22 protein-coding genes are annotated in these 21,265 nt (G+C 54.7%); 16 read left to right on the top strand and 6 right to left on the bottom strand.

The features are described 5' to 3' along the window. Window positions 1-27 precede the first annotated feature (27 nt). The 12 genes from AC2FFB_RS02475 (at window position 28) to AC2FFB_RS02420 (ending at window position 11,792) form a co-directional block, all read left to right on the top strand. Window positions 28-918, top strand: a complete 891-nt coding sequence (locus tag AC2FFB_RS02475; RefSeq protein WP_142633782.1) for a YicC/YloC family endoribonuclease — start codon at window positions 28-30, stop codon at window positions 916-918. Window positions 919-934: 16 nt separating this feature from the next. Continuing rightward, window positions 935-1,576, top strand: coding sequence for a guanylate kinase (gmk, locus tag AC2FFB_RS02470; protein WP_496691230.1), 642 nt, complete (start codon window positions 935-937; stop codon window positions 1,574-1,576). After that, a complete protein-coding gene (locus AC2FFB_RS02465; protein ID WP_496691231.1) occupies window positions 1,573-2,097 on the top strand; it encodes a gamma carbonic anhydrase family protein in 525 nt (174 codons plus the stop codon). Before gmk ends, AC2FFB_RS02465 begins: the two co-directional genes overlap by 4 nt. A gap of 34 nt (window positions 2,098-2,131) precedes the next feature. Then, complete coding sequence (locus AC2FFB_RS02460) at window positions 2,132-3,178, top strand: sensor histidine kinase (RefSeq protein ID WP_496701036.1); 1,047 nt, start codon at window positions 2,132-2,134, stop codon at window positions 3,176-3,178. 195 nt (window positions 3,179-3,373) lie between these two features. Continuing rightward, window positions 3,374-4,414 (top strand): substrate-binding domain-containing protein, encoded by a 1,041-nt coding sequence (locus AC2FFB_RS02455; protein WP_142633790.1) that lies wholly within the window; start codon window positions 3,374-3,376, stop codon window positions 4,412-4,414. A gap of 78 nt (window positions 4,415-4,492) precedes the next feature. Then, window positions 4,493-5,965, top strand: coding sequence for a phosphate ABC transporter permease subunit PstC (gene pstC, locus AC2FFB_RS02450; RefSeq protein WP_281994611.1), 1,473 nt, complete (start codon window positions 4,493-4,495; stop codon window positions 5,963-5,965). Beyond that, on the top strand, window positions 5,962-7,323 hold the full coding sequence (gene pstA, locus AC2FFB_RS02445; protein WP_496712427.1) for a phosphate ABC transporter permease PstA: 1,362 nt from the start codon (window positions 5,962-5,964) through the stop codon (window positions 7,321-7,323). The genes pstC and pstA overlap by 4 nt, the downstream gene beginning before the upstream one ends. Before the next feature lie 12 nt (window positions 7,324-7,335). Further along, window positions 7,336-8,133, top strand: coding sequence for a phosphate ABC transporter ATP-binding protein PstB (gene pstB, locus AC2FFB_RS02440; RefSeq protein ID WP_496874454.1), 798 nt, complete (start codon window positions 7,336-7,338; stop codon window positions 8,131-8,133). Between the two features lie 16 nt (window positions 8,134-8,149). Further along, a complete protein-coding gene (gene phoU / locus AC2FFB_RS02435) occupies window positions 8,150-8,851 on the top strand; it encodes a phosphate signaling complex protein PhoU (RefSeq protein WP_271947126.1) in 702 nt (233 codons plus the stop codon). Between the two features lie 11 nt (window positions 8,852-8,862). Continuing rightward, on the top strand, window positions 8,863-9,552 hold the full coding sequence (phoB, locus tag AC2FFB_RS02430; protein ID WP_142633798.1) for a phosphate regulon transcriptional regulator PhoB: 690 nt from the start codon (window positions 8,863-8,865) through the stop codon (window positions 9,550-9,552). 121 nt (window positions 9,553-9,673) lie between these two features. Next, window positions 9,674-10,903 carry an acyl-CoA dehydrogenase gene (locus AC2FFB_RS02425; RefSeq protein ID WP_271947124.1) on the top strand — a complete coding sequence of 410 codons (1,230 nt, stop codon included), beginning with the start codon at window positions 9,674-9,676 and terminating at the stop codon, window positions 10,901-10,903. Window positions 10,904-11,024: 121 nt separating this feature from the next. Further along, on the top strand, window positions 11,025-11,792 hold the full coding sequence (locus tag AC2FFB_RS02420; protein ID WP_281994613.1) for an SDR family oxidoreductase: 768 nt from the start codon (window positions 11,025-11,027) through the stop codon (window positions 11,790-11,792). On the opposite strand, the gene AC2FFB_RS02415 is transcribed toward AC2FFB_RS02420, so the two are convergent. Next, a complete protein-coding gene (locus AC2FFB_RS02415) occupies window positions 11,789-12,658 on the bottom strand; it encodes an acyl-CoA thioesterase (protein ID WP_281994614.1) in 870 nt (289 codons plus the stop codon). The two genes, AC2FFB_RS02420 and AC2FFB_RS02415, sit on opposite strands and share 4 nt — an antisense overlap. Before the next feature lie 49 nt (window positions 12,659-12,707). After that, window positions 12,708-13,925 (bottom strand): serine hydrolase domain-containing protein, encoded by a 1,218-nt coding sequence (locus AC2FFB_RS02410; RefSeq protein ID WP_496712436.1) that lies wholly within the window; start codon window positions 13,923-13,925, stop codon window positions 12,708-12,710. 183 nt (window positions 13,926-14,108) lie between these two features. Here AC2FFB_RS02410 and AC2FFB_RS02405 point away from each other — a divergent pair, with 183 nt between their 5' ends. Beyond that, entirely contained in the window at window positions 14,109-14,720 is a 612-nt protein-coding gene (locus AC2FFB_RS02405; RefSeq protein WP_281994616.1) for a 2-hydroxychromene-2-carboxylate isomerase, read from the top strand. A gap of 6 nt (window positions 14,721-14,726) precedes the next feature. On the opposite strand, the gene AC2FFB_RS02400 is transcribed toward AC2FFB_RS02405, so the two are convergent. Then, complete coding sequence (locus AC2FFB_RS02400) at window positions 14,727-15,752, bottom strand: phosphotransferase family protein (RefSeq protein WP_496874453.1); 1,026 nt, start codon at window positions 15,750-15,752, stop codon at window positions 14,727-14,729. 25 nt (window positions 15,753-15,777) lie between these two features. After that, window positions 15,778-16,596 carry an SDR family NAD(P)-dependent oxidoreductase gene (locus AC2FFB_RS02395; RefSeq protein ID WP_496874452.1) on the bottom strand — a complete coding sequence of 273 codons (819 nt, stop codon included), beginning with the start codon at window positions 16,594-16,596 and terminating at the stop codon, window positions 15,778-15,780. Between the two features lie 151 nt (window positions 16,597-16,747). Here AC2FFB_RS02395 and AC2FFB_RS02390 point away from each other — a divergent pair, with 151 nt between their 5' ends. From AC2FFB_RS02390 to AC2FFB_RS02380, 3 genes are all read left to right on the top strand, one after another. Continuing rightward, on the top strand, window positions 16,748-17,743 hold the full coding sequence (locus tag AC2FFB_RS02390) for an NADPH:quinone oxidoreductase family protein (protein ID WP_496822733.1): 996 nt from the start codon (window positions 16,748-16,750) through the stop codon (window positions 17,741-17,743). A 123-nt stretch (window positions 17,744-17,866) separates the two neighbouring features. Further along, a complete protein-coding gene (gene aroQ / locus AC2FFB_RS02385; protein ID WP_142633816.1) occupies window positions 17,867-18,307 on the top strand; it encodes a type II 3-dehydroquinate dehydratase in 441 nt (146 codons plus the stop codon). 5 nt (window positions 18,308-18,312) lie between these two features. Next, window positions 18,313-19,068 (top strand): LuxR family transcriptional regulator, encoded by a 756-nt coding sequence (locus AC2FFB_RS02380; protein WP_142633818.1) that lies wholly within the window; start codon window positions 18,313-18,315, stop codon window positions 19,066-19,068. A gap of 394 nt (window positions 19,069-19,462) precedes the next feature. Here AC2FFB_RS02380 and tsf read toward each other — a convergent pair whose 3' ends face one another. Then, the gene (tsf, locus tag AC2FFB_RS02375) at window positions 19,463-20,338 is read right to left on the bottom strand and encodes a translation elongation factor Ts (RefSeq protein ID WP_142633819.1); all 876 of its coding nucleotides are present in this window, start codon (window positions 20,336-20,338) and stop codon (window positions 19,463-19,465) included. A 77-nt stretch (window positions 20,339-20,415) separates the two neighbouring features. Continuing rightward, complete coding sequence (rpsB, locus tag AC2FFB_RS02370) at window positions 20,416-21,207, bottom strand: 30S ribosomal protein S2 (RefSeq protein WP_142633821.1); 792 nt, start codon at window positions 21,205-21,207, stop codon at window positions 20,416-20,418. Window positions 21,208-21,265: the final 58 nt, after the last annotated feature.

The raw sequence follows: 21,265 nt of genomic DNA, 5'->3' as shown, positions 1-21,265 counted from the left end.
TGGGCGGGCAAAGCGGAGAAGATAGGCATGATCAGATCCATGACCGGATTTGCCTCGGGCAAGGGAACACATGGTCCACACAGCTGGACCTGGGAGCTGCGCAGCGTAAATGGCAAAGGGCTGGATATGCGTCTGCGGGTGCCTGAATGGCTCACGGGGCTTGAGGCTGCGCTGCGGTCACGGATGTCCAAAGGTCTGGGCCGGGGGAATGTGACGCTGTCGCTCAAGCTGAGCCGCGAGGAAGCGACCGCCGATTTGGTGCTGAACCCGGTTGCGATGGCTGCCGCGCTTGATGCGATGGCACGAACGCAGACGATGGCAGAAGAACGGGGGATAGTGCTGGCCCCCTCAACAGCGGCCGAACTGATTGCGGTCAAAGGCATGTTGGAAACGGGTGGGGATGCCGATGATCCCGAACCTTTGGTCAAACATCTGATAGCTGCGTTTGACGCATTGCTGCGCGATTTTATTCAGATGCGTGAATCCGAGGGCCGCGCCTTGGCCGATGTGCTGGACGGACAGCTAACGCAGGTCTCAACCCTTACGGAACAGGCCGCCCAGCTGGCTGAAGAGCGTCGGGATAAGATCGCAGAAAACCTCCGAGAAAACCTGCAGCGCGTGATGGACAACGCTCAGGGCGCCGATCCAGACCGGGTTGCACAGGAACTGGCCTTGATCGCGGTCAAGTCTGATATAACCGAGGAAATTGACCGGCTGAAAGCCCATGTCACAGCCGCGCGCGATCTGTTTGCGCAGGATGTCGCCGTGGGGCGCAAGCTTGATTTCCTGATGCAAGAGTTCAACCGCGAGGCCAATACGCTGTGTTCCAAGGCACAAAGCGCTGATCTGACAACAGTGGGGCTTGAGTTGAAGGCGGTAATAGATCAGATGCGCGAGCAAGTGCAGAACGTAGAATAATGACAGGAGCGCCCTGATGGCGGATCGACGCGGCCTATTAATCATTCTGTCCTCGCCTTCGGGCGCAGGGAAATCCACGTTGGCCAAGCGTCTGATGCAATGGGACACGGATCTGGAGTTCTCGGTTTCGGCCACAACACGCGCGCCCCGGCCTGGGGAAGAACATGGGCGTGAGTATTATTTCCTGACCGAAGATACCTTTCGACAGCAGGTGTCCGAGGGACAGATGCTGGAACATGCCCATGTATTTGGCAATTTCTACGGCTCTCCGGCTGGGCCAGTCCGCGAGTCCATCAATGACGGCAAGGACGTTCTGTTCGATGTCGACTGGCAGGGCGAGGTGCAGATTAGGAACTCGGATCTGGGCAAACACGCCCTGTCGATTTTCATCCTGCCACCGTCGATCCCCGAATTGCGCCGCCGATTGGAAAGCCGCGGTCAGGACAGTGAAGAGGTTATTTCCAAGCGGATGCTTAAAAGCTGGGATGAGATCAGTCATTGGGGATATTACGACTATGTGCTGGTCAATGACGATCTGGACGAGACCGAAGAAAAGCTGAAAACCATCGTCAGTGCCGAGCGAATGCGGCGTATCCAGCAACCCAAGCTTCAGGATCATGTCCGTACGCTGCAAAACGAATTCGAGGAGCAGTCATGACCATCTATGCACTTGGCACTCACGCACCGCAAATCCACGAGGACACATGGGTCGCCCCAGACGCCAATCTGATCGGCAAAGTCGTGCTTGAACAGGGGGCCTCGGTCTGGTTCGGCTGCACGATCCGCGCTGATCACGAAGAAATCCGGGTAGGTGAGGGCAGCAATGTTCAGGAAAACTGCGTGATGCATATTGATGCGGGGTATCCTCTGACCATCGGGAAGAACTGCACGATTGGGCATAAGGTCATGCTGCATGGCTGTACGATCGGGGATAATACCCTGATCGGAATGGGGGCCATCGTGTTGAACGGTGCCAAGATCGGCAAAAACTGTCTGATCGGGGCAGGGGCTTTGGTGACCGAAGGAAAAGAGATACCGGATAACTCTCTGGTCATGGGCTCACCGGGTAAAGTCGTGCGCGAGATCGACAATGCGACCGCCCAGAAGCTGACCTTCAGCGCCTTGCATTATCAAGAAAACATGCGTCATTTTCGCGATACAATGCGAGAGCTATCCTAGCGTCCAACTGCGTTGCTAAGAGAACTGCCCCTATATGACCAACGACCAACTTGAAGAAATTGTAACCGCCATCCCGATGCCCGCGCTGATGGTTGACCAGACGGAACGGATTATTGCGGTCAATACCGAAGCAAAGACGTTGTTGGGCCAGAATATCCTGCAGCGGCATTTCGCGACCATCCTCAGACAGCCGCAGGTTATCGAAGCGATTGAACAAAGCCTGCGCACGAAGGGAACGTCCAACACTCGGCACCTGTCCAATGACGGTGCCCAGGATACAACTTTCGAAGTTCAGTGCCGGTATATGAATGGGGTCGGTGCAGTATCCGGCGGTGCGTTGCTTGCTGTATTTCAGGACGTTACGCATGTTGAGCAAGCAAATCAGATGCGACGTGATTTCGTCGCGAATGTCAGCCATGAATTGCGGACCCCACTGACGGCATTAATGGGCTTTATTGAAACCTTGCGCGGTCCGGCCCGAGATGACGAGGCTGCCCGGGATCGTTTTCTTCAGATCATGAACGACGAGGCAAATCGCATGAACCGGCTTGTCGGCGATCTTCTGTCTTTGAACCGCGTCGAAAGCGAAGAGCGGGTTCGCCCGAAAGAACAACTTGAGCTGACAGCACTTCTTAAATCGACCCTCAATTCTCTGCGCCCATTGGCAGATGGCGCGGATGTAGTGCTGAGCCTAGATGCGCCCGAAGACAAAATAATGCTAGTTGGCGACAGCGACCAGTTGCTCCAAGTATTTACCAACCTGATCGAGAACGGAATTAAATACGGCGGCAGCGGTGGTCGGGTAGAAGTTCGCGTCAAATCTTCGGATCACGATACCGCCATGCGCGGTCCCGGCGTTCGCGTTCAGATCGTGGATAGGGGACCTGGAATCGACGCGAAGCATGTATCGCGTTTGACCGAACGATTCTATCGCGCGGACAGTCATAGGTCACGGCAACTGGGTGGAACCGGGTTAGGCCTTGCGATTGTAAAACATATTCTAAACCGCCATCGCGGCAGATTGCGGGTGGAAAGCGATCTTGGAAAAGGCTCTGTTTTTACAGTGATTTTGCCGCGCTGATCGTTTGGATCAAGCCAGTTGTCGGATCTGTTTTGTTTCTTTCACAGCATATGTTCCCTGGCGTATCCGCTGAAAATCCAAACGTGTCATGAAACCGTTACACACTTGTCACAAAAGGCTTACGCACGACTTTTAGAGGTTCGGCCAAGATCATCATGAGGATGATCCAGAAACATATTTCTCAAGGAGACTGAAATGTCCTTTGTAAAACTGTCGGCTTCGGTTCTGGCTATCGCTGCTGTTTCGGCCACTGCGGCCACCGCGCGTGATCAAGTTCAGGTTGCTGGTTCTTCCACCGTTCTGCCCTATGCTTCGATCGTTGCAGAAGCCTTTGGCGAAAACTTTGACTTCCAGACCCCGGTTGTTGAATCGGGCGGATCTTCGGCCGGCCTCAAGCGGTTCTGTGAAGGTGTTGGCGAAAACACCATCGACGTAGCGAACGCTTCGCGCCAGATCCGTGAAAAAGAGATCAAAGCCTGTGCCGAAAACGGTGTTACCGACATCATCGAAGTTCAGATCGGCTATGACGGCATCGTTTTCGCATCCGACATCAACGGCAACTCATTCGAGTTCACGCCGGAAGATTGGTACAAAGCGCTGTCCGCTCAGATCGTGGTTGATGGCCAGCTGGTCGACAATCCCAACAAGACCTGGGCCGACGTGAACCCAGCATTCCCAGCGCAGCCGATTGCAGCCTTCATCCCCGGCACCAAGCACGGCACGCGTGAAGTGTTCGAAGACAAGGTGATCCTGGCCGGTTGTGAGCATCTGGGTGACTTTGATGTCTACAAAGCTGCAAATGGCGACGACAAAAAGGCCGCTGAAAAAGCCTGTATCGCTCTGCGTACCGATGGCGTTTCGGTCGACATCGACGGTGACTATACCGAGACCCTGGCGCGTATCGACAGCAACAAAGACGGCATCGGCGTCTTTGGTCTGGCGTTCTACGAAAACAACACCGACAAACTGCAGGTTGCGACCATGGCAGGCATCGTGCCTTCGACCGAATCCATCGCAACTGGCGAATACCCGGTATCGCGCCCGCTGTTTTTCTATGTGAAAAAAGCACATATCGGCGTTATCCCCGGGCTGAAAGAATATGCAGAGTTCTTCGTCGCTGATGAGGTTGCAGGCCCCGATGGCCCTCTGGCTGCATACGGTCTGGTATCAGACCCAGAGCTGGTCAAGGTTCAGGAAATCGTAGCCAGCGAAACCACTTTGGGCGGCGGTTCCTAAGCTTTCACACGACTGAACCGGGGCGGTGTCTACGCCCCGGTTTTCTTAAATCCACTCCTGCCGCTTGACGGAGTTCTCATGGCACTAACCTGGCTGCTGCTCATTTTGCTGGCGATTGCTGTTCTTGGCTATTTTGCGGGCCGGTACCGCGCGATGGCCAGCGCGGACGGAAACCTGCGCAATCTGCACTCTCTTCCATCCTATTACGGCTATAACGTTGCTTTGACGGCGCTGATACCGGGGTTCGTTTTGCTGGTCATCTGGTTGCTGGCGCAGCCCTTGATCGTCAGCAATTCTGCCTCTGGGTTGCTGCCGGACTCGGCAATCCCCGAGGGGTCGACCCGCGGCTTGCTGATGAGCGAAGTGCGCCGGGTCGCCAACGGCCTGGACGGCGCGGTTGCCGCAGGCACCATGACCGAAGACTTTGCCCGCAGCGCGCATGAGGATTTTGCCGATGTGACCGCGCGACTGAAAGAGGCTGGCCAGATCATTACGCAAGAGGTAACCGCACCCATTCTGCTGGCGGCGCAGAAATATCGCTCGATGAGCGCAAGCGGAAACATTGCGATGCAGATCGCGGTTTTGGTTGTGACGCTGATCGGGGCCTCATTTGCCTATATCCGCACTCATAAAGAATTTCGCGCCCGAAATGTTGTCGAACAAGGCATTCTGGCGCTGCTGCTGCTGGCCGCTTCGATCGCAGTTCTGACCACAGTCGGCATCGTCCTGTCCATGTTTTTTGAAACGATGAATTTCTTCGAACTTCATTCGTGGAAAGACTTTTTCTTTGGCAGCACCTGGGCCCCGAACTTCCGGGGCGGAAGTGAACTGTCGATCCTCCCACTGCTGTGGGGGACATTGTATATTTCTCTGATCGCGTTGCTGGTTGCGGTTCCGATTGGGCTGTACGCTGCGATCTATCTTTCCGAATATGCCTCGAGCGTGGCAAGGTCTGTGGCCAAGCCTTTGCTGGAAATCCTCGCCGGTATCCCAACCATCGTTTACGGTCTTTTCGCGCTGCTGACGGTCGGTCCGGCACTGGTATCTGTGTTCGGGCAGGGGGGTGCTTTGGGCGTTGGTTGGATGGCCAGTTCGAACGCTGTACTCACGGCGGGTCTGGTCATGGGCATCATGCTCATCCCATTCGTGTCGTCACTATCTGACGACATCATCAACGCGGTGCCCCAGTCAATGCGAGACGGATCGCTAGGCTTAGGCGCAACGCATTCTGAAACTGTCAGGCAAGTCGTCCTGCCGGCAGCTTTGCCCGGGATCGTAGGGGCAATCTTGTTGGCCGCAAGCCGCGCAATCGGTGAGACGATGATTGTCGTAATGGCCGCCGGTGCGATTGCCAAATTCTCGGGAAACCCTTTCGAAGCCATGACCACAATCACCACTAGGATCGTCAGCCAGCTGACCGGGGATACTGATTTCGCAAGCCCGGAGACTCTTGTGGCCTTTGCCCTGGGTCTGACCCTGTTCATCATCACGCTGGGGCTGAACATCTTCGCCCTCTATATCGTGCGCAAATACCGGGAGCAGTATGAATGACTGACATGTCCCAAAAACAAGACGCAGCACCTGCCGCTAAACACAAAGGGGCTTCGCTGTTCAATCAGGACACGCGAACCAAGCGTCGCAATGCGGCCGAATCCCGGTTCAAAATGTACGGGATCGCGGCCATTGGTGTCGGTCTTGTGATGTTGATCGTGTTGGTGACCAATATCGTCACCTCCGGTACCGGCGCCTTTCAGCAAAGCTTTCTTGAGCTGACGGTTGAGCTGAAGGAAGACAAGCTCGACAAAAAGGGCAACCGTGACATCGCGGATATCAGCAAGGTTTCGACCTTCGGATACGCGCCTTTGATCGCCTCCGCACTGGAGGTTGAGGTGCAGAAACTGGGCATCCAGTCCGATCTGTCGCCCAAAGAGATGGGGCAAATCCTTTCCAAATCCGCACAGGCGGACTTGCGTAATTACGTCATCTCGAACCCGGATGAGATCGGAAAGTCGGTCAGCTTCCGTTTTTTGGTGAACAGCCGCGTTGATGGCTATCTGAAGGGCCGTGTGACACGCCAGTCCATCGCGAATGACAAGAGCATCTCGGTCGCACAGCTGGACTTCGTGGATCAGTTGCGTGCTGCTGGTGTGCTGTACAAGGCGTTCAACCCTGACTTTATCTTCGGGGCGGACGCCTCCGATCAGCGGCCCGAGGCTGCCGGGATCGGAGTATCCATGCTGGGCTCACTGTTCATGATGCTGGTTGTGTTGGTGCTGGCGCTGCCGATCGGGGTTGCGGCCTCAATCTATCTGGAAGAATTCGCGCCGCAGAACCGGTTTACCGATATTATCGAGGTGAATATCTCGAACCTCGCGGCAGTTCCTTCGATTGTGTTCGGTATTCTGGGCCTGGCCGTGTTCATCAACTATATGCACCTGCCGACCTCGGCCCCGCTGGTGGGTGGTCTGGTTCTGACGCTGATGACGCTGCCGACGATCATCATTTCGACCCGCGCGTCGCTAAAGGCGGTGCCGCCGTCGATCCGGGACGCCGCGCTGGGGGTAGGGGCCTCGAAAATGCAGGCAGTGTTTCATCATGTGTTGCCACTGGCCGCACCTGGCATCCTGACGGGTACTATTATTGGCCTGGCGCAGGCGCTTGGTGAAACTGCGCCGTTGCTGCTGATCGGGATGGTGGGCTTTATCGCCTCGAACCCGCCGGATGGAATAGTGGACGGTTTTCTGTCTCCGAACTCGGCCATGCCAGCACAGATTTACGAATGGTCCAAGCGCGCCGACCCGGCCTTTTACGAACGCGCATGGGGGGGCATCATTATCCTTCTGCTTTTCCTGGTAACAATGAATGCAATCGCAGTCATCCTGCGCCGCCGCTTTGAACGCCGCTGGTAAATGGGGTCAATTATGAACGATATGACACGAGTGGAGAGAACCGTGGACGCCAAAGACATCAAGATCGCCGCGAACAAGGTTCAGGTTTATTACGGTGAAAATCACGCCATCAAAGACGTCGACGTCAGGATCGAAGACAAGACCGTCACCGCCTTTATCGGCCCCTCGGGTTGCGGAAAATCCACCTTCCTGCGCTGCCTGAACCGGATGAACGACACGATCGACATCTGCCGTGTCGAGGGCGATATCCTGCTGGATGGCGAAAATATCTATGACAAACGCGTCGACCCGGTTCAGCTGCGTGCCAAGGTCGGTATGGTGTTTCAGAAACCGAACCCATTTCCCAAGTCAATCTATGACAATGTGGCCTACGGCCCGCGTATCCACGGACTGGCCAGAAACAAGGCTGAACTGGACGAGATTGTCGAGAAATCACTGCGCCGCGGCGCCATCTGGGATGAGGTCAAAGACCGTCTGGATGCCCCCGGAACCGGCCTGTCCGGCGGTCAGCAACAGCGCCTGTGCATCGCCCGTGCGGTGGCTACGGAACCTGAGGTTCTGCTGATGGACGAGCCGTGCTCGGCCCTTGATCCGATTGCGACTGCGCAGGTAGAGGAACTGATCGACGAATTGCGGTCGCGATACTCGGTGGTGATCGTTACCCACTCGATGCAGCAGGCCGCTCGCGTCAGCCAGAAGACCGCGTTTTTCCATTTGGGCAACCTTGTCGAGTTTGGTGAAACCGGACAGATTTTCACCAACCCCGAAGATCCCCGCACCGAAAGCTACATCACCGGCCGTATCGGCTGAACATAGGTATTCAGAGATGACAGAACAACATATCGCATCCGCCTTCGACCGGGATCTGGAAGCCATTCAGGCGCATATCATGAAAATGGGCGGCCTCGTCGAAGCCGCAATCATGAGCGCGGCACGGTCGCTTGAGTCGCGCGATGTCGAACTCGCGCAAGAGGTGCGTCAGGGCGACAAGGCCATTGATGCGTTGGAAGAGCTGATCAACGAAGAAACGGCGCGTTTGATCGCGCTGCGTGCGCCAACAGCAAGCGATCTTCGTCTGGTCCTATCGGTATTGAAGGTTTCCGCCAACCTGGAACGTATCGGCGACTATTCAAAGAACATAGCCAAACGCACGACGGTCCTGGTCAATACCAGTGAGATCAATGGCAGTGCCGCCGCCTTGCGACGTATGGCACGTGAGGTCGAACGGATGCTCAGGGACGCTTTGGACGCCTATGTCCAGCGCGACGCTGAGCTGGCGGCGGATGTCATCGAACGTGATGAGGAAGTCGACCAGATGTATAATGGTCTGTTCCGAGAATTCCTGACTTTCATGGCAGAAGACCCACGCAACATCTCATCCTGTATGCACCTGCATTTCATCGCCAAGAATATAGAACGTATGGGCGATCATGTGACGGCGATTGCCGAGCAGGTCGTTTATCTGGTGACCGGAGAGCGCCCGACAGAAGCGCGTCCCAAAGCCGATTTTACATCGCAATCCGTCTAGGAGATTTGAGAATGTCCGCTGATCAACCGACCGTTCTGGTTGTCGAGGATGAGCCGGCTCAGCGCGAAGTCCTGGCCTATAATCTCGAGGCAGAAGGTTTTCGCGTATCCAAAGCAGCCAATGGTGAAGAGGCCATGTTGCTGGTCGATGAAGACAGTCCGGACATTATCGTACTGGACTGGATGATGCCCAATCTCAGCGGGATCGAGGTTTGCCGCCGGCTGAAAACCCGCTCCGACACGCGGTCGATCCCAATTATCATGCTGTCGGCCCGGTCGGAAGAAATCGACAAAGTGCGAGGTCTGGAAACCGGGGCTGATGACTATGTGGTCAAACCCTATTCGATTGTCGAGCTTATGGCCCGGGTACGCACCCAGTTGCGGCGTGTCCGGCCTGCGACTGTAGGAATTAGGCTGGAATTCGCAGACATCGTTTTGGATTCTGAAACTCATAAGGTCAGCCGCGACAGCAAACCACTAAAGCTTGGCCCAACCGAATTTCGCTTGCTGAGCACATTCATGGAAAAGCCGGGCCGCGTCTGGAGCCGAGAACAGCTATTGGATCGCGTCTGGGGGCGGGATATTTATGTCGATACACGAACGGTCGACGTTCATATCGGCCGCTTACGCAAAGCACTAACGCAGTATGGTGGAGATGATCCGGTTCGCACTGTTCGTGGTGCGGGATACGCGCTGGGTTGAACGCGTGGGGCAGGTGGCTGCAAGCTATGAGTTTTACTCAAGGGTGGATGCGAAACTCTTACTGTTTTTTGGTGAGCCGACGGGTTAGTTTGCCGCGAAGCTGACAAAGCGGAGACGCACCATGAATGCCCCTGACACCAAGCCGACATTACGCGCCAAAGATGTGCCTGACATGGGCCAGTTCGCCTGGGATGATCCGTTCCGCCTGTCAGACCAGCTAGACGAAGACGAACGTATGATTGCGGCCAGTGCGCAAGCCTATGCGCAGGAAAAGCTTCAGCCGCGGGTGACAGAAGCATTTCAGAACGAAGAAACTGACCCCGAGATTTTTCGTGAAATGGGTGAAATGGGTCTGCTGGGCACTACGATCCCGGAAGAATACGGCGGGCTAGGGGGCGGATATGTCTCTTACGGCCTTGTCGCCCGAGAAGTGGAACGCGTGGATTCGGGCTATCGCTCGATGATGTCTGTACAAAGCTCGTTGGTGATGTATCCGATCTATGCCTATGGCAGCGAGGAGCAGCGCCGGAAATACCTTCCGAAACTGGCCAGCGGCGAATGGATCGGATGTTTTGGTCTGACCGAACCTGATGCGGGCTCTGATCCGGCAGGTATGAAAACGCGTGCGGAAAAGATCGACGGTGGATATCGTCTATCTGGCAGCAAGATGTGGATATCGAACGCCCCGATTGCGGATGTGTTTGTTGTTTGGGCCAAATCTGATGCACATGACGGAAAGATCCGTGGTTTTGTCCTTGAAAAAGGCCTCAAAGGTCTGAGCGCGCCGAAAATCCAGAACAAGCTGAGCCTACGCGCCTCGATCACCGGTGAAATTGTGCTGGAGGGTGTCGAAGTCACCGAGGATGCTTTGCTGCCTCATGTTCAGGGCCTGAAAGGCCCGTTTGGATGTCTGAACCGCGCACGCTACGGAATCAGCTGGGGTGTTATGGGCGCTGCCGAAAGCTGTTGGCATGCGGCACGCCAATATGGGTTGGACCGGAAACAATTTGACAAGCCATTGGCGCAGACGCAGCTTTTCCAGCGCAAATTGGCGGATATGCAGACAGAAATTGCTCTGGGTCTTCAGGCAAGCCTGCGTGTCGGGCGACTGATGGACAAGGCCGAAGCCGCGCCCGAGATGATTTCGATCATTAAGCGCAACAATTGCGGCAAAGCCCTGGATATTTCACGTCATGCGCGTGACATGCACGGCGGCAACGGCATTTCGCTAGAGTTTCAGGTCATCCGACATATGGTGAACCTAGAAACGGTCAACACCTACGAGGGGACGCATGATGTTCACGCGTTGATCCTGGGGCGTGCACAGACGGGATTGCAGGCGTTTTACTAAGTTTCCAGAATTCGTGTAATTGGTATTATGTTAAATAAATGCCAATGCGCTTGGGAAACTTTTCAAATCCTCACAATACCTTACGATCTGTTCCTGACACCTACCACATCATGAGGATCGAATGGAATTGAACGGAAAGATCGTTGTTGTGACCGGTGCCGCTGATGGCATCGGAAAAGGTTTGGCACAGCGATTTGCTCGTGAAGGTGCCACGGTTGTCTGCGCTGATATCAACAAAACCGGCGCAGACGCTGTCGCAAAAGAGATTGGCGGCCATTCATTCCATTGTGATGTTTCGCTTGAGGCTAATACAGCCGAGTTGATCGAAGCTGTAGAAAGCTCGGTCGGCCCTATCGATCTGTATTGTGCAAATGCCGGGATATTGACGATTGGTGGTTTGGAGGTTCCGGATGAAGACTGGGATCGTATCTGGAAAATCAACGTGATGTCCCATGTTTGGACCGCGCGGCATTTGGTGCCCAGAATGCTGGAGCGTGGCGAAGGCTACATCATGACCACGGCGTCTGCTGCGGGATTGCTGAACCAGCCAGGTGCCGCGCCATACGGCGTCACAAAGCACGCAGCAGTTGGGTTTGCTGAATGGTTGTCGCTTACATACGGGCATAAAGGTTTGCGGGTCTCGGTACTTTGCCCACAGGCCGTACGGTCCGATATGACGCGCGGGCACGAAACTTCCGTGGCTTCGATTGACGGAATGTTGGAACCTGAAGATGTTGCCGAGGCTTGCGTAGAGGCAATATCTTCTGAGCAATTTCTGGTACTGCCTCATCCACAGGTTCTGGACTACATTCGCCATAAATCCGGAGATTATGACAGGTGGATTTCAGGAATGCAGAAGTTAAATCAAAAGTTTATCGAAGAAACTTAACTTTTGTTCTGAGGGCGCCTCATCAGGCCTTCCTGGGCGACTGATGCGACCAGAACGCCATCTTCGGAATAGATTGATCCACGGTTGAAGTTGCGCCCTCGCCCGCCCCATGGCGAATCCATGGAATACAGATGCCAATTCTCGAACTTGAGCGGCGCGTGAAACCAAATCGCATGGTCCAGGCTGGCGCCGTTCACCTCACCAGTAAACCAGCTTAGGCCGTGCGGGCGCATTCCCGAGCTCATGAGATACATATCTGAAGCATAGGCCAGCAACAGATGCTGCGTGACCGCATCGGCATTGGCCGCGGCCCCCATCCGGAACCAGATCTGGTTGCGGTCATCCGATTTCTCTGGGTTGAAAGGATCCAGATGGCCGACCTCGCGGACTTCGATCGGGCGCTCGCGTGTTAGTTCTCCGCGAAAGCTGGGCGGTACTTTGTCCAGATATTTCTTCTTGAGCTCTGATCGCGATGGGTAGGATTCGGGCGTTTCCATCTCAGGCATGTCGTGCTGATGATCCCAACCTTCGTCCTGAATGTGGAATGAGGCGGACATGTTTAAAATCTGCTTACCATGCTGAATTGCAACCACACGGCGCGTCGTGAACGAACCTCCGTCACGGGCCCTATCAACTTGATATATTACGGGAATGCTTGGGTCGCCCGGGCGGATGAAATAGGCGTGCAGGGAATGACACAGGCGGTTGTCGACGGTGCGATATGCGGCGGCTAGTGCTTGTGCGATGACCTGACCGCCGAAAATTCGCATAGGTGTTTCGCCGCCCGACCCTGTTCCCCGAAACAGGTCCACTTCCAGTCTTTCAACGTCCAGAAGATCCAGAAGAACTTTCTCTGCTTCGGTCATATGCGGTACTCCGATTAATCTTGGCGAATGGGTATCAGCGCGCCGAATGTCATTCAATGATTGACCCGAGGGTGAGCGCCTTCAATTCTGCGCGGGAGGGATAAGAGCTGGATGGTGACAGTTGGGTAAAAAAGATCGCTGTAAATTCGTTCTGACGATCAACCCAAAAGAAGGTCGATGCCATACCACCCCAGCTGAAATCCCCCATGCTGCCCGGAACACAGGTTCTGCCGGGGTTAATGACGACAGCGCCACCAAGGCCAAAGCCCATGCCCTCCATGGGTTGTTCCGCAAAACTCTGCGGTCCCATCGAGGCAATATCGCCGGGTAAGTGGTTGTGAAGCATGAATTCTACAGTTTTTGGTGCAAGAATCTGTTGATCACCGAACCTTCCGCGATTTCGGAGCATCTCTGAAAATCTAGCAAAGTCATCAATGGTTGAAACCAACCCTCCGCCCCCAGAGTACATTGTTGCCGATTCAAAGGGCGATGCTTCGGCATTGTCGACCAGACGCAATGTCTGCTCACCCGTACGGGCTTCGTTTAGCGCCATCGCATTGCCCGCCAAAGGCGTATAGAGCGAGGCAAACCGATCCCCTGCTCCCGCCGGAACCCCGAACCCGGTCTGGGACATGCCAAGAGGTTTGAAAATCTCTTCCGCAAGGAATTGCTCCAGAGATTGGCCGGAAATAACTTCTATCACGCGACCAATAACGTCTATCCCCACCGAATATTCCCATCGCGTTCCCGGCTGAAAGGCGAAAGGTAAAGTGGACAGCAAAGATACTCTTTCGGCCAAAGACCCTTCTTTAGGGCCAAAAACAAGATCAAGTTCGTCCATTGCCGCAGCCAGGATGCCGGGGTTGAAAGGATAGCTTAGGCCACTTGTATGGGTCAGCAGCTGATGAAGCGTTGGTGCAGGTGCAGGTTCGGTCTGATCCAACCTTGTGGCGCCGGGTACCAGCGCCTGTGTTGCGGTGAAATCAGATATATATTCAGACACTTGAGCGCCGAGGTGAACCTCACCTCGTTCGACAAGGATCATCAGGGCCGCAGTGGTTATCGGCTTGGTCATCGAATAGATGCGAACGAGGGTATCCCGCTCGAATGGCAGATTGTTCTCAACGCTTCTAAGCCCGCAGGAATGAAACAGAACCTCCCTGCCCTGATGCATCATCAAGAATGAGCTTCCGGCATATTTGCGATCATCCACATAGGATTGCATCCAATCGCAAATACGATCTAGCCGGGCTTGTTCGAACTTCATCTGTGTGTGCTCAACTTTGAGAAATTAACGTATCTTTCCCAAATATTGCGGGGTTAAGCGGAAAAAGGACAGCTAAATCACCTCAATCCAACGATGTCCCTGTACGCCAAAAGGGTTTTGCCTGCTAATGTGGTCGCAGATAGATTCGTGTCCGGTTCGACTCTCGCCTGATGGAGGAGAAATATGCCGCAACATATAGAATTTGTTTATGATTTTTGCAGTCCGAACGCCTTCCTCGCGCAGAAGATGATATCTGATATCGCCGCAAAGCACGAAGTCGGTGTTACATATGTTCCGGTTCTGCTGGCCACTGTTTTCAAAGCCACCAATAACCAAAGCCCGTTTAAGGCTTTTTCAGAGAACCGGCAGAAGACGGCCTATTTGACCCGCGATCTCCATCGCTTTGCGCGTCACCGTGGGTTGAGCTTTCATATGAGCCCACATTTCCCGGTGAACACCAAATTCGCCATGCGCGGGGCTTTGTTAGCATCCGGTAAATCATGGGAAAACAGATATATAGCGTCTATATTTGATGCTATTTGGGTGCACGGCCAAAAAGTGGATGATCTGGGTGTCCTTTGCGACATTCTTCAGGATAACGGCTTGCCTATACGAAAACTGCGCGAGGCCATGACCAATCTGAACGTAAAGCAAAACCTGAAAAACCAAACCAAGGCTATGGTCAAGCGAGGTGTTTTCGGTGTCCCCAGCATGTTTGTAGATACTGAGATGTTCTTTGGCAAAAACAGCCTGGCCAACCTTGAGCTTGAATTGTCGAAATTTCATACGCCCTAGGTGGTTTCACCCTCGGCCCAATGCAGTCAGCCCTCGTTGTGCAAACTTAGGAACGTAACTACCAAAAATATGAGCTCTTTTCGGATCAGAGGCGTTTCCGTCAAGCGCCCGCTTATAAACACCCTGCAAGATCGCGGCCATTCGGAAGAAATTGAACGCCAGATAGAACCCAAAGTTATCAATTCCGGGCAGGTCGCGGCGCTCGCAGTATTGATCAATGAAAGCCTGATCGGATGGCAGGCCGAGCGAGGACCGGTCTATGCCAGACAGACCCCGCCCCTCTTTTCCAGGTGGCATCTGCCATTGCATGATAATGGCTGCGAGATCGGCAAAGGGATGCCCGATTGTCGACAATTCCCAATCCAGTACGCCCAGACAGCGGGTGCCCTGCTTTTCGAACATCAGATTGTCGATGCGGTAATCGCCGTGAACCAGTGTTCTCTGACCATCATCCTTGGGGGTTGCGTTGGTCAAAGCCTCGATCAAGGCATCCATATCCGGAATCTGAGTGGTTTCGGACGCCCGAAATTGTTTCGTCCACCGCCCGATCTGACGCTCAAAATAGCTTCCCGGCGGGCCATAGTCGGACAGGCCAACCGAATCGATATCGACCTTATGCAGCGCCGCCAGAACGCGGTTCATCTCGTCGATAATTGCCGTGCGGGTTTCGGTTCTTTCGCCAAGCATTGTGGGTTCAAGAAACGTCCTGCCGTCGAGATGCTCCATCACATAAAACGCCGACCCGATGACGTCATCATCCTCGCAAAGCAGCAACATTTTTGGCACCGGCACATCGCTTTCGGCCAGAGCACTTTGAACCCTGAACTCACGGTCAACGGCATGGGCGGATTTCAGCAACACTCCCGGCGGCTTGCGGCGCAGGACATAGGAATTCTCAGGCGTTTTTAACTCAAAAGTTGGGTTTGATTGGCCAACCTCGAATTTTTTCGCCTCCAACGGACCCCGATACCCTTTGAGATGCGTGCCGAGATAGGCATCGACGCGTTTCAGATCCAGAATTGCGCTGTCCATTTTGTGGCTCCCTTTGGCCGATGCTTCAGAGTGCTTCAGCAAAGATGTTGCCGGCGGTGACAACATTGATCCCGCCCGAAACCGGGATCACCGCGCCTGTGACATAGCTGCCGCCAAGGCCGCACAGGAACAGCATACAGCCTGCGATATCCTCGTCACGTCCAACGCGACCCAAGGGTACGGATTTGCCGACTTTTTTGCGCGTCCCTTCGTCAGATGTGGCAAAGGCCGTCATCCGAGAGACAAAGGGTCCAGGCGCCAGCGCATTGACGGTGATGTGATGCGGAGCAAGTTCTTTGGCCATGATTTTGGTCAGATGCAGCACAGCCGCCTTTGAGGCAGAGTAGCTATACGCACCGTCGCCCATAGGAACTTCGCCCATAACCGATCCAACATTGACGATGCGGGATGGATCTTCGGCAGTCCCGGAAGACATCAGAATCGGCAACAGTTTTTGGGTCAGTTCGAAGATTCCTGTCACATTGATCGACATGACTTTTTCCCAGGCTTCGTAGGGAAACTGACCCATCGGTGCGCCCCAGGAAACACCGGCATTGTTCATGAGGATATCCAGCCGGTCCGTGCGCTTGAGCACTTCGGCCACCAGATTGTCGACACCCTCTTTTGATCCGACATCACCGGCAAACCCTTCGGCGGTTCCTGTGGCATCCAGTGCGTTCAATTCGGCCGCGACCGCCTCGCACGCGTCGCCTTTACGAGACGCCAACAGTACACGTGCCCCCGCCCGGACCAGCGCCTCGGCCGCCATTCGGCCAATTCCGGTGGCCCCACCCGTGACCAGAGCGGTTTTGCCCTCCAATGAGAAAAGAGTTTCGGGGGTCATGACCTGCTCCTCGGTTTTTGATTTTGGCAAACTGTCTCATTTGTCGGTCAAGGGTAACGCCTAACCCGGTTGTGCCGGGTGGTTTCTTGACAACTCAGAACAGTAGGCCAAAAGTTCTTCCTTACCGAATAACAGGGACATTAGCGTAAACATGCAAGCCTTACTCAGCGTCGCTCCGGGCGGGCCGGAGACATTGGAACTGACCACCCTGCCCGATCCGTCTCCGGGCAAGGGCGAATTGCTTGTTCGCGTGCGGGCCGCAGGCGTTAATTTCCCGGATACACTGATGATACGCGACCTGTATCAGATAAAGCCACCAAGACCGTTTGCCCCCGGAGGTGAAATCGCTGGCGAGGTTATCGGGCTAGGCGAAGGTGTTTCGGGCTTTAACGTTGGCGACCGTGTGCTGGCCCTGACCGGACACGGAGGTTTTGCCACACATCTGGCGGTCAAAGCGGCGACAGCTGTTAAATTCCCGAGCTCAATGCCATTTGAGGACGCGGCGAGCTTTATCTTCACCTATGGCACCTCATATCACGCCCTGAAGGACCGCGCTGCGCTGCAACAAGGGGAAACGGTCCTGATTCTGGGTGCAGCAGGCGGAGTTGGTACGGCTGCGATTGAGCTAGCCAATGCCATGGGGGCTCGGGTTATTGCGGCAGTCTCATCGCAAGACAAAGCAGATTTCTGTCGTCAGATCGGGGCGGACGAAACGATCATTTACGCGCGCGACATGGACAAACAGGCGCAAAAGGCCTTTGGATCGGGCATCAAGGCCTTAGCCGGTAGTCAGGGCGTTGATGTCGTCTACGATGCCGTTGGCGGTGCCTATTCAGAGCCAGCGCTGCGCAGCTTGGGGTGGAAGGGGCGGTTCCTGGTCGTCGGTTTCCCAGCCGGAATCCCTCAGATACCATTGAACCTCCCTCTGCTTAAGGGTTGTCAGATTGTCGGTGTTTTCTGGGGCGCCTCGGTGTTTCGCGACCCGAAGGGACATGGCAAAAACATGAAAGATTTGTTCGGGTTATACGCCAAAGGGCAGATCAAACCACAGATCAGTGCGCAATTCCCTCTGGATCAAGCCCAAAAGGCGCTAGACCTTCTGGCCAGCCGAAAGGCCCTTGGGAAAATTGTCGTGACCATGGCATAGCCAGCCAATATCTGAAACTTCAGCCTCGTGTCCTATAGGCCGCGGTTCTGACGCATGATCCAGGTTCGGTGGACATCTCTACCTGTTCACGTTTAAGAACCTTGTTATGGGGACAGTATAACAATGCATAAAGCTCTTATTCTGAATGGTCCGAACCTCAATCTGCTGGGCACGCGACAGCCCGAGGTTTACGGAAGCACAACGCTGCAAATGGTCGAGGATATGTGCCTCGACCACGGTAAGTCTATCGGGATGGAAGTGATCCATTTCCAATCCAACCACGAAGGCGCGTTGATTGATGCCATTCATGCCGCCAAAGGTGTGCAGGATGGCATTGTTTTGAACGCAGGTGCTTATACGCACAGCTCGATTGCCCTGATGGACGCAATCGCATCGGTTGAGCTGCCGGTCATCGAGGTTCATTTGTCCAATATCCACGCGCGTGAGGAGTTTCGACACCGATCCTATATCTCACGTGTGGCAGTAGGCATGATTTGCGGATTGGGTCCGCAGGGATATGTGCTGGCGCTGGATGCGTTGCGGTCCCATTTACAGGGTGAATGATCGCTATGAAGCTTTCTGAGTATCTGAATTTCCTCAGCTATACCAAAACCCTGGAAGAGCTCTGGGATGCCCATTGCCGGCAAATGGCAGAATATGGGTTCGATCGTTTGCTGTACGGATATACGCGATATCGCACCGAAACGTCGCTGGGGGATCCCGAGGATTTTGTAATCCTGACCAATCACAGCAAAGATTACCTGGATGGGTTTCTGGGAGGCGGGTTGTATTTCCATGCTCCGATGCTGAAATGGGCTTTGCATAATGAAGGGGCCGCAAGCTGGAGGATCGCCCAGGATCTGATGACTGATGGCACCCTGACCGCAAAAGAGCGAGACGTCATCGAGTTCAACAAAACCAAAGGTGTCGTCGCCGGCTATACGGTCAGTTTCGACTCGGTTTCGGTTCGGTCGAAAGGGGCAATTTCGCTTTCAGCGCATGGATCGCGTACACAAGACGATGTGGACGCTGTCTGGGAGGAATTTGGCCAGGATATTCTTCTGATGAACAACGTTGCTCATCTGAAAATCCTCACCCTGCCCTATAACGCACCAAATCGCGCCCTGACAAAACGTCAGCGTGAGGCGCTTGAGTGGGTCGGCGACGGCAAAACAACTCAGGACATTGCGATACTGATGGGGCTGACTTCTGCCACTGTCGAAAAGCATCTGCGTCTGGCGCGCGAGGCCCTCGTAGTCGAGACAACGGCGCAGGCAGTTTTGAAAGCATCTCTTCAAAATCAGATGTTCATCGTTGGGGTTTGACTCAGGGAGTGACGCGAATATGCGTCAATTTACCTAGGGTAAGGAAAACATGACTTTCCGAATCTAACGCTAAAGTTGCAAAGTGGTATTGTTCCGTGAGTGGTGGCTTTAGCCTGGGAACATTTGGTCGGATCTTTGCAATAACAAAGCTCTCCGATCGCTCTGACAATAGGGCGCCTATTTGTCCGCGTCTCTTTGTCGGAATTTTGGGGGGCCTCGTCCATCCCCATCTTTGCGGGGCCCCTCATTCAAACCAGATTTAACTTGTGGACGCTTTCGGCGTCCTTTTTCGTTTCTTGGCATCAATTCTACACTAAGGGCAAAGAAAAACCGGATACGCATGGCGTACCCGGTTTTTCAGATTGATACAGGCCCTGTTCAGGGCCTGTGATGCTTAGCCCTGAACTGCTTTTGCAACTTCAGCAGCAAAGTCTTCTTTTTCGACAACGATGCCTTCGCCAACTTCCAGACGCACGAATCCGGTGACAGTCGCGCCTGCTTCTTTGGCAGCGGCCTCAACGGTCAGGTCAGGGTTTACAACGAACTGCTGGTTCAACAGGGTCGATTCAGCGACGAACTTCTTCATGCGACCAACGATCATCTTTTCGATGACCTGCTCCGGCTTGCCGGATTCGCGTGCGATGTCCATCTGGACCTGCTTTTCTTTCTCGACGATCGCCGGGTCCATGTCTGCCTCGGACAGAGCTGCCGGGTTCACAGCCGCGATATGCATCGCAATCTGCTTGCCGATGGCTTCGTCACCGCCGGTCAGAGCGACCAGAACGCCGATCTTGCCCATGCCGTTAGTGGCTGCGTTATGGACGTAAGATACAACAGTGTCGCCCGACAGTTTGGACATACGGCGCACCGACATGTTTTCACCGATGGTGGCGATCTTGTCGGTCAGCGTTTCCGCAACGGTTTTGCCACCCAGATCAGCTGCCAGCAGAGCTTCGACATTGTCGACGCCTTCTGCGGCATATGCGATCTTGCCAACCATTTCCTGGAATTCGGCGTTTTTCCCGACGAAGTCGGTTTCCGAGTTCACTTCAACTGCAACACCATTGTTGCCGTTTACGTGAACGGCAACTAGACCTTCCGCCGCGGTACGACCCGATTTCTTGGCCGCTTTGGCCAAGCCTTTGGTGCGCAGCCAATCAACGGCTTCGTCCATGTTGCCGCCGGTTTCGGTCAGCGCTTTTTTCGCGTCCATCATGCCTGCGCCAGTGGTGTCGCGCAGTTCTTTTACCATTGCTGCTGTGATTGCCATCTTTTGGCTCTCCTCAATTCAAACGGAATTGGGGCAGGTCATACCCTGCCCCAGATGTCATTTACGTGACGGGCAGCTTACGCTTCGGCAGGTGTTTCTGCTGCTGCGGGTGCTTCTTCCGCAACGACTTCTTCAACCGGTGCTTCTTCGAATGCGCCAAGATCAACGCCTGCTGCACCCATCTGAGCGGTCATGCCGTCCAGAGCGGCACGTGCTGCCAGATCGCAGTACAGCGAGATCGCGCGGGCTGCGTCATCGTTGCCAGGGATGATGTAATCGACACCATCGGGCGAGCAGTTGGTGTCGACAACTGCCACGACCGGGATACCCAGCTTGTTGGCTTCGGCGATGGCCAGTGCTTCTTTTTTGACGTCGATGACGAACAGCAGGTCCGGGACGCCGCCCATTTCGCGGATACCGCCCAACGAAGCCTGCAGTTTGCCTTGGTCACGTTCCATGCCCAGACGCTCTTTCTTGGTCAGGCCTTCGGCGCCCGATTCCATGGCTTCGTCAATCTGGTTCAGACGGTTGATCGACTGGGAAACGGTTTTCCAGTTGGTCAGGGTGCCGCCCAGCCAGCGGTGGTTCATGTAGTACTGGGCTGACTTTTCAGCTGCTTCGGCGATTGGGCCTGCGGCCTGACGCTTGGTGCCAACGAACAGAATGCGGCCGCCCTTGGCAACAGTGTCACGAACAGCCTGCAGAGCCTGGTCCAGCATCGGAACGGTCTGGGTCAGGTCCATGATGTGGATGCCATTGCGCGAGCCGTAGATAAACGGGCCCATGCGGGGATTCCAACGCTGTGTCTGGTGACCAAAGTGAACGCCAGCTTCCAACAGCTGACGCATGGAGAACTCGGGAAGAGCCATGCTTTATTTCCTTTTTCCGGTTTACGCCTCGGCGGGGGTGAAAGAAGCGGATGCTCCA

The sequence above is a fragment of the Ruegeria sp. YTSA219 genome (assembly GCF_059609985.1).
Note: the sequence above shows the minus strand (reverse complement) of the source record. Positions and strands in the feature narration are given on the sequence as shown.

Coding starts and splice junctions, on each gene's coding strand:
- aroQ (WP_142633816.1), top strand. CDS start 17,867: ATGCATAAAGCTCTTATTCTGAATGGTCCGAACCTCAATCTGCTGGGC.
- phoB (WP_142633798.1), top strand. CDS start 8,863: ATGTCCGCTGATCAACCGACCGTTCTGGTTGTCGAGGATGAGCCGGCT.
- AC2FFB_RS02460 (WP_496701036.1), top strand. CDS start 2,132: ATGACCAACGACCAACTTGAAGAAATTGTAACCGCCATCCCGATGCCC.
- pstB (WP_496874454.1), top strand. CDS start 7,336: ATGAACGATATGACACGAGTGGAGAGAACCGTGGACGCCAAAGACATC.
- rpsB (WP_142633821.1), bottom strand. CDS start 21,207: ATGGCTCTTCCCGAGTTCTCCATGCGTCAGCTGTTGGAAGCTGGCGTT.
- pstA (WP_496712427.1), top strand. CDS start 5,962: ATGACTGACATGTCCCAAAAACAAGACGCAGCACCTGCCGCTAAACAC.
- AC2FFB_RS02400 (WP_496874453.1), bottom strand. CDS start 15,752: ATGGACAGCGCAATTCTGGATCTGAAACGCGTCGATGCCTATCTCGGC.
- AC2FFB_RS02410 (WP_496712436.1), bottom strand. CDS start 13,925: ATGAAGTTCGAACAAGCCCGGCTAGATCGTATTTGCGATTGGATGCAA.
- AC2FFB_RS02420 (WP_281994613.1), top strand. CDS start 11,025: ATGGAATTGAACGGAAAGATCGTTGTTGTGACCGGTGCCGCTGATGGC.
- AC2FFB_RS02380 (WP_142633818.1), top strand. CDS start 18,313: ATGAAGCTTTCTGAGTATCTGAATTTCCTCAGCTATACCAAAACCCTG.
- AC2FFB_RS02395 (WP_496874452.1), bottom strand. CDS start 16,596: ATGACCCCCGAAACTCTTTTCTCATTGGAGGGCAAAACCGCTCTGGTC.
- AC2FFB_RS02405 (WP_281994616.1), top strand. CDS start 14,109: ATGCCGCAACATATAGAATTTGTTTATGATTTTTGCAGTCCGAACGCC.
- tsf (WP_142633819.1), bottom strand. CDS start 20,338: ATGGCAATCACAGCAGCAATGGTAAAAGAACTGCGCGACACCACTGGC.
- gmk (WP_496691230.1), top strand. CDS start 935: ATGGCGGATCGACGCGGCCTATTAATCATTCTGTCCTCGCCTTCGGGC.
- AC2FFB_RS02475 (WP_142633782.1), top strand. CDS start 28: ATGATCAGATCCATGACCGGATTTGCCTCGGGCAAGGGAACACATGGT.
- AC2FFB_RS02455 (WP_142633790.1), top strand. CDS start 3,374: ATGTCCTTTGTAAAACTGTCGGCTTCGGTTCTGGCTATCGCTGCTGTT.
- AC2FFB_RS02425 (WP_271947124.1), top strand. CDS start 9,674: ATGAATGCCCCTGACACCAAGCCGACATTACGCGCCAAAGATGTGCCT.
- AC2FFB_RS02415 (WP_281994614.1), bottom strand. CDS start 12,658: ATGACCGAAGCAGAGAAAGTTCTTCTGGATCTTCTGGACGTTGAAAGA.
- phoU (WP_271947126.1), top strand. CDS start 8,150: ATGACAGAACAACATATCGCATCCGCCTTCGACCGGGATCTGGAAGCC.
- AC2FFB_RS02465 (WP_496691231.1), top strand. CDS start 1,573: ATGACCATCTATGCACTTGGCACTCACGCACCGCAAATCCACGAGGAC.
- AC2FFB_RS02390 (WP_496822733.1), top strand. CDS start 16,748: ATGCAAGCCTTACTCAGCGTCGCTCCGGGCGGGCCGGAGACATTGGAA.
- pstC (WP_281994611.1), top strand. CDS start 4,493: ATGGCACTAACCTGGCTGCTGCTCATTTTGCTGGCGATTGCTGTTCTT.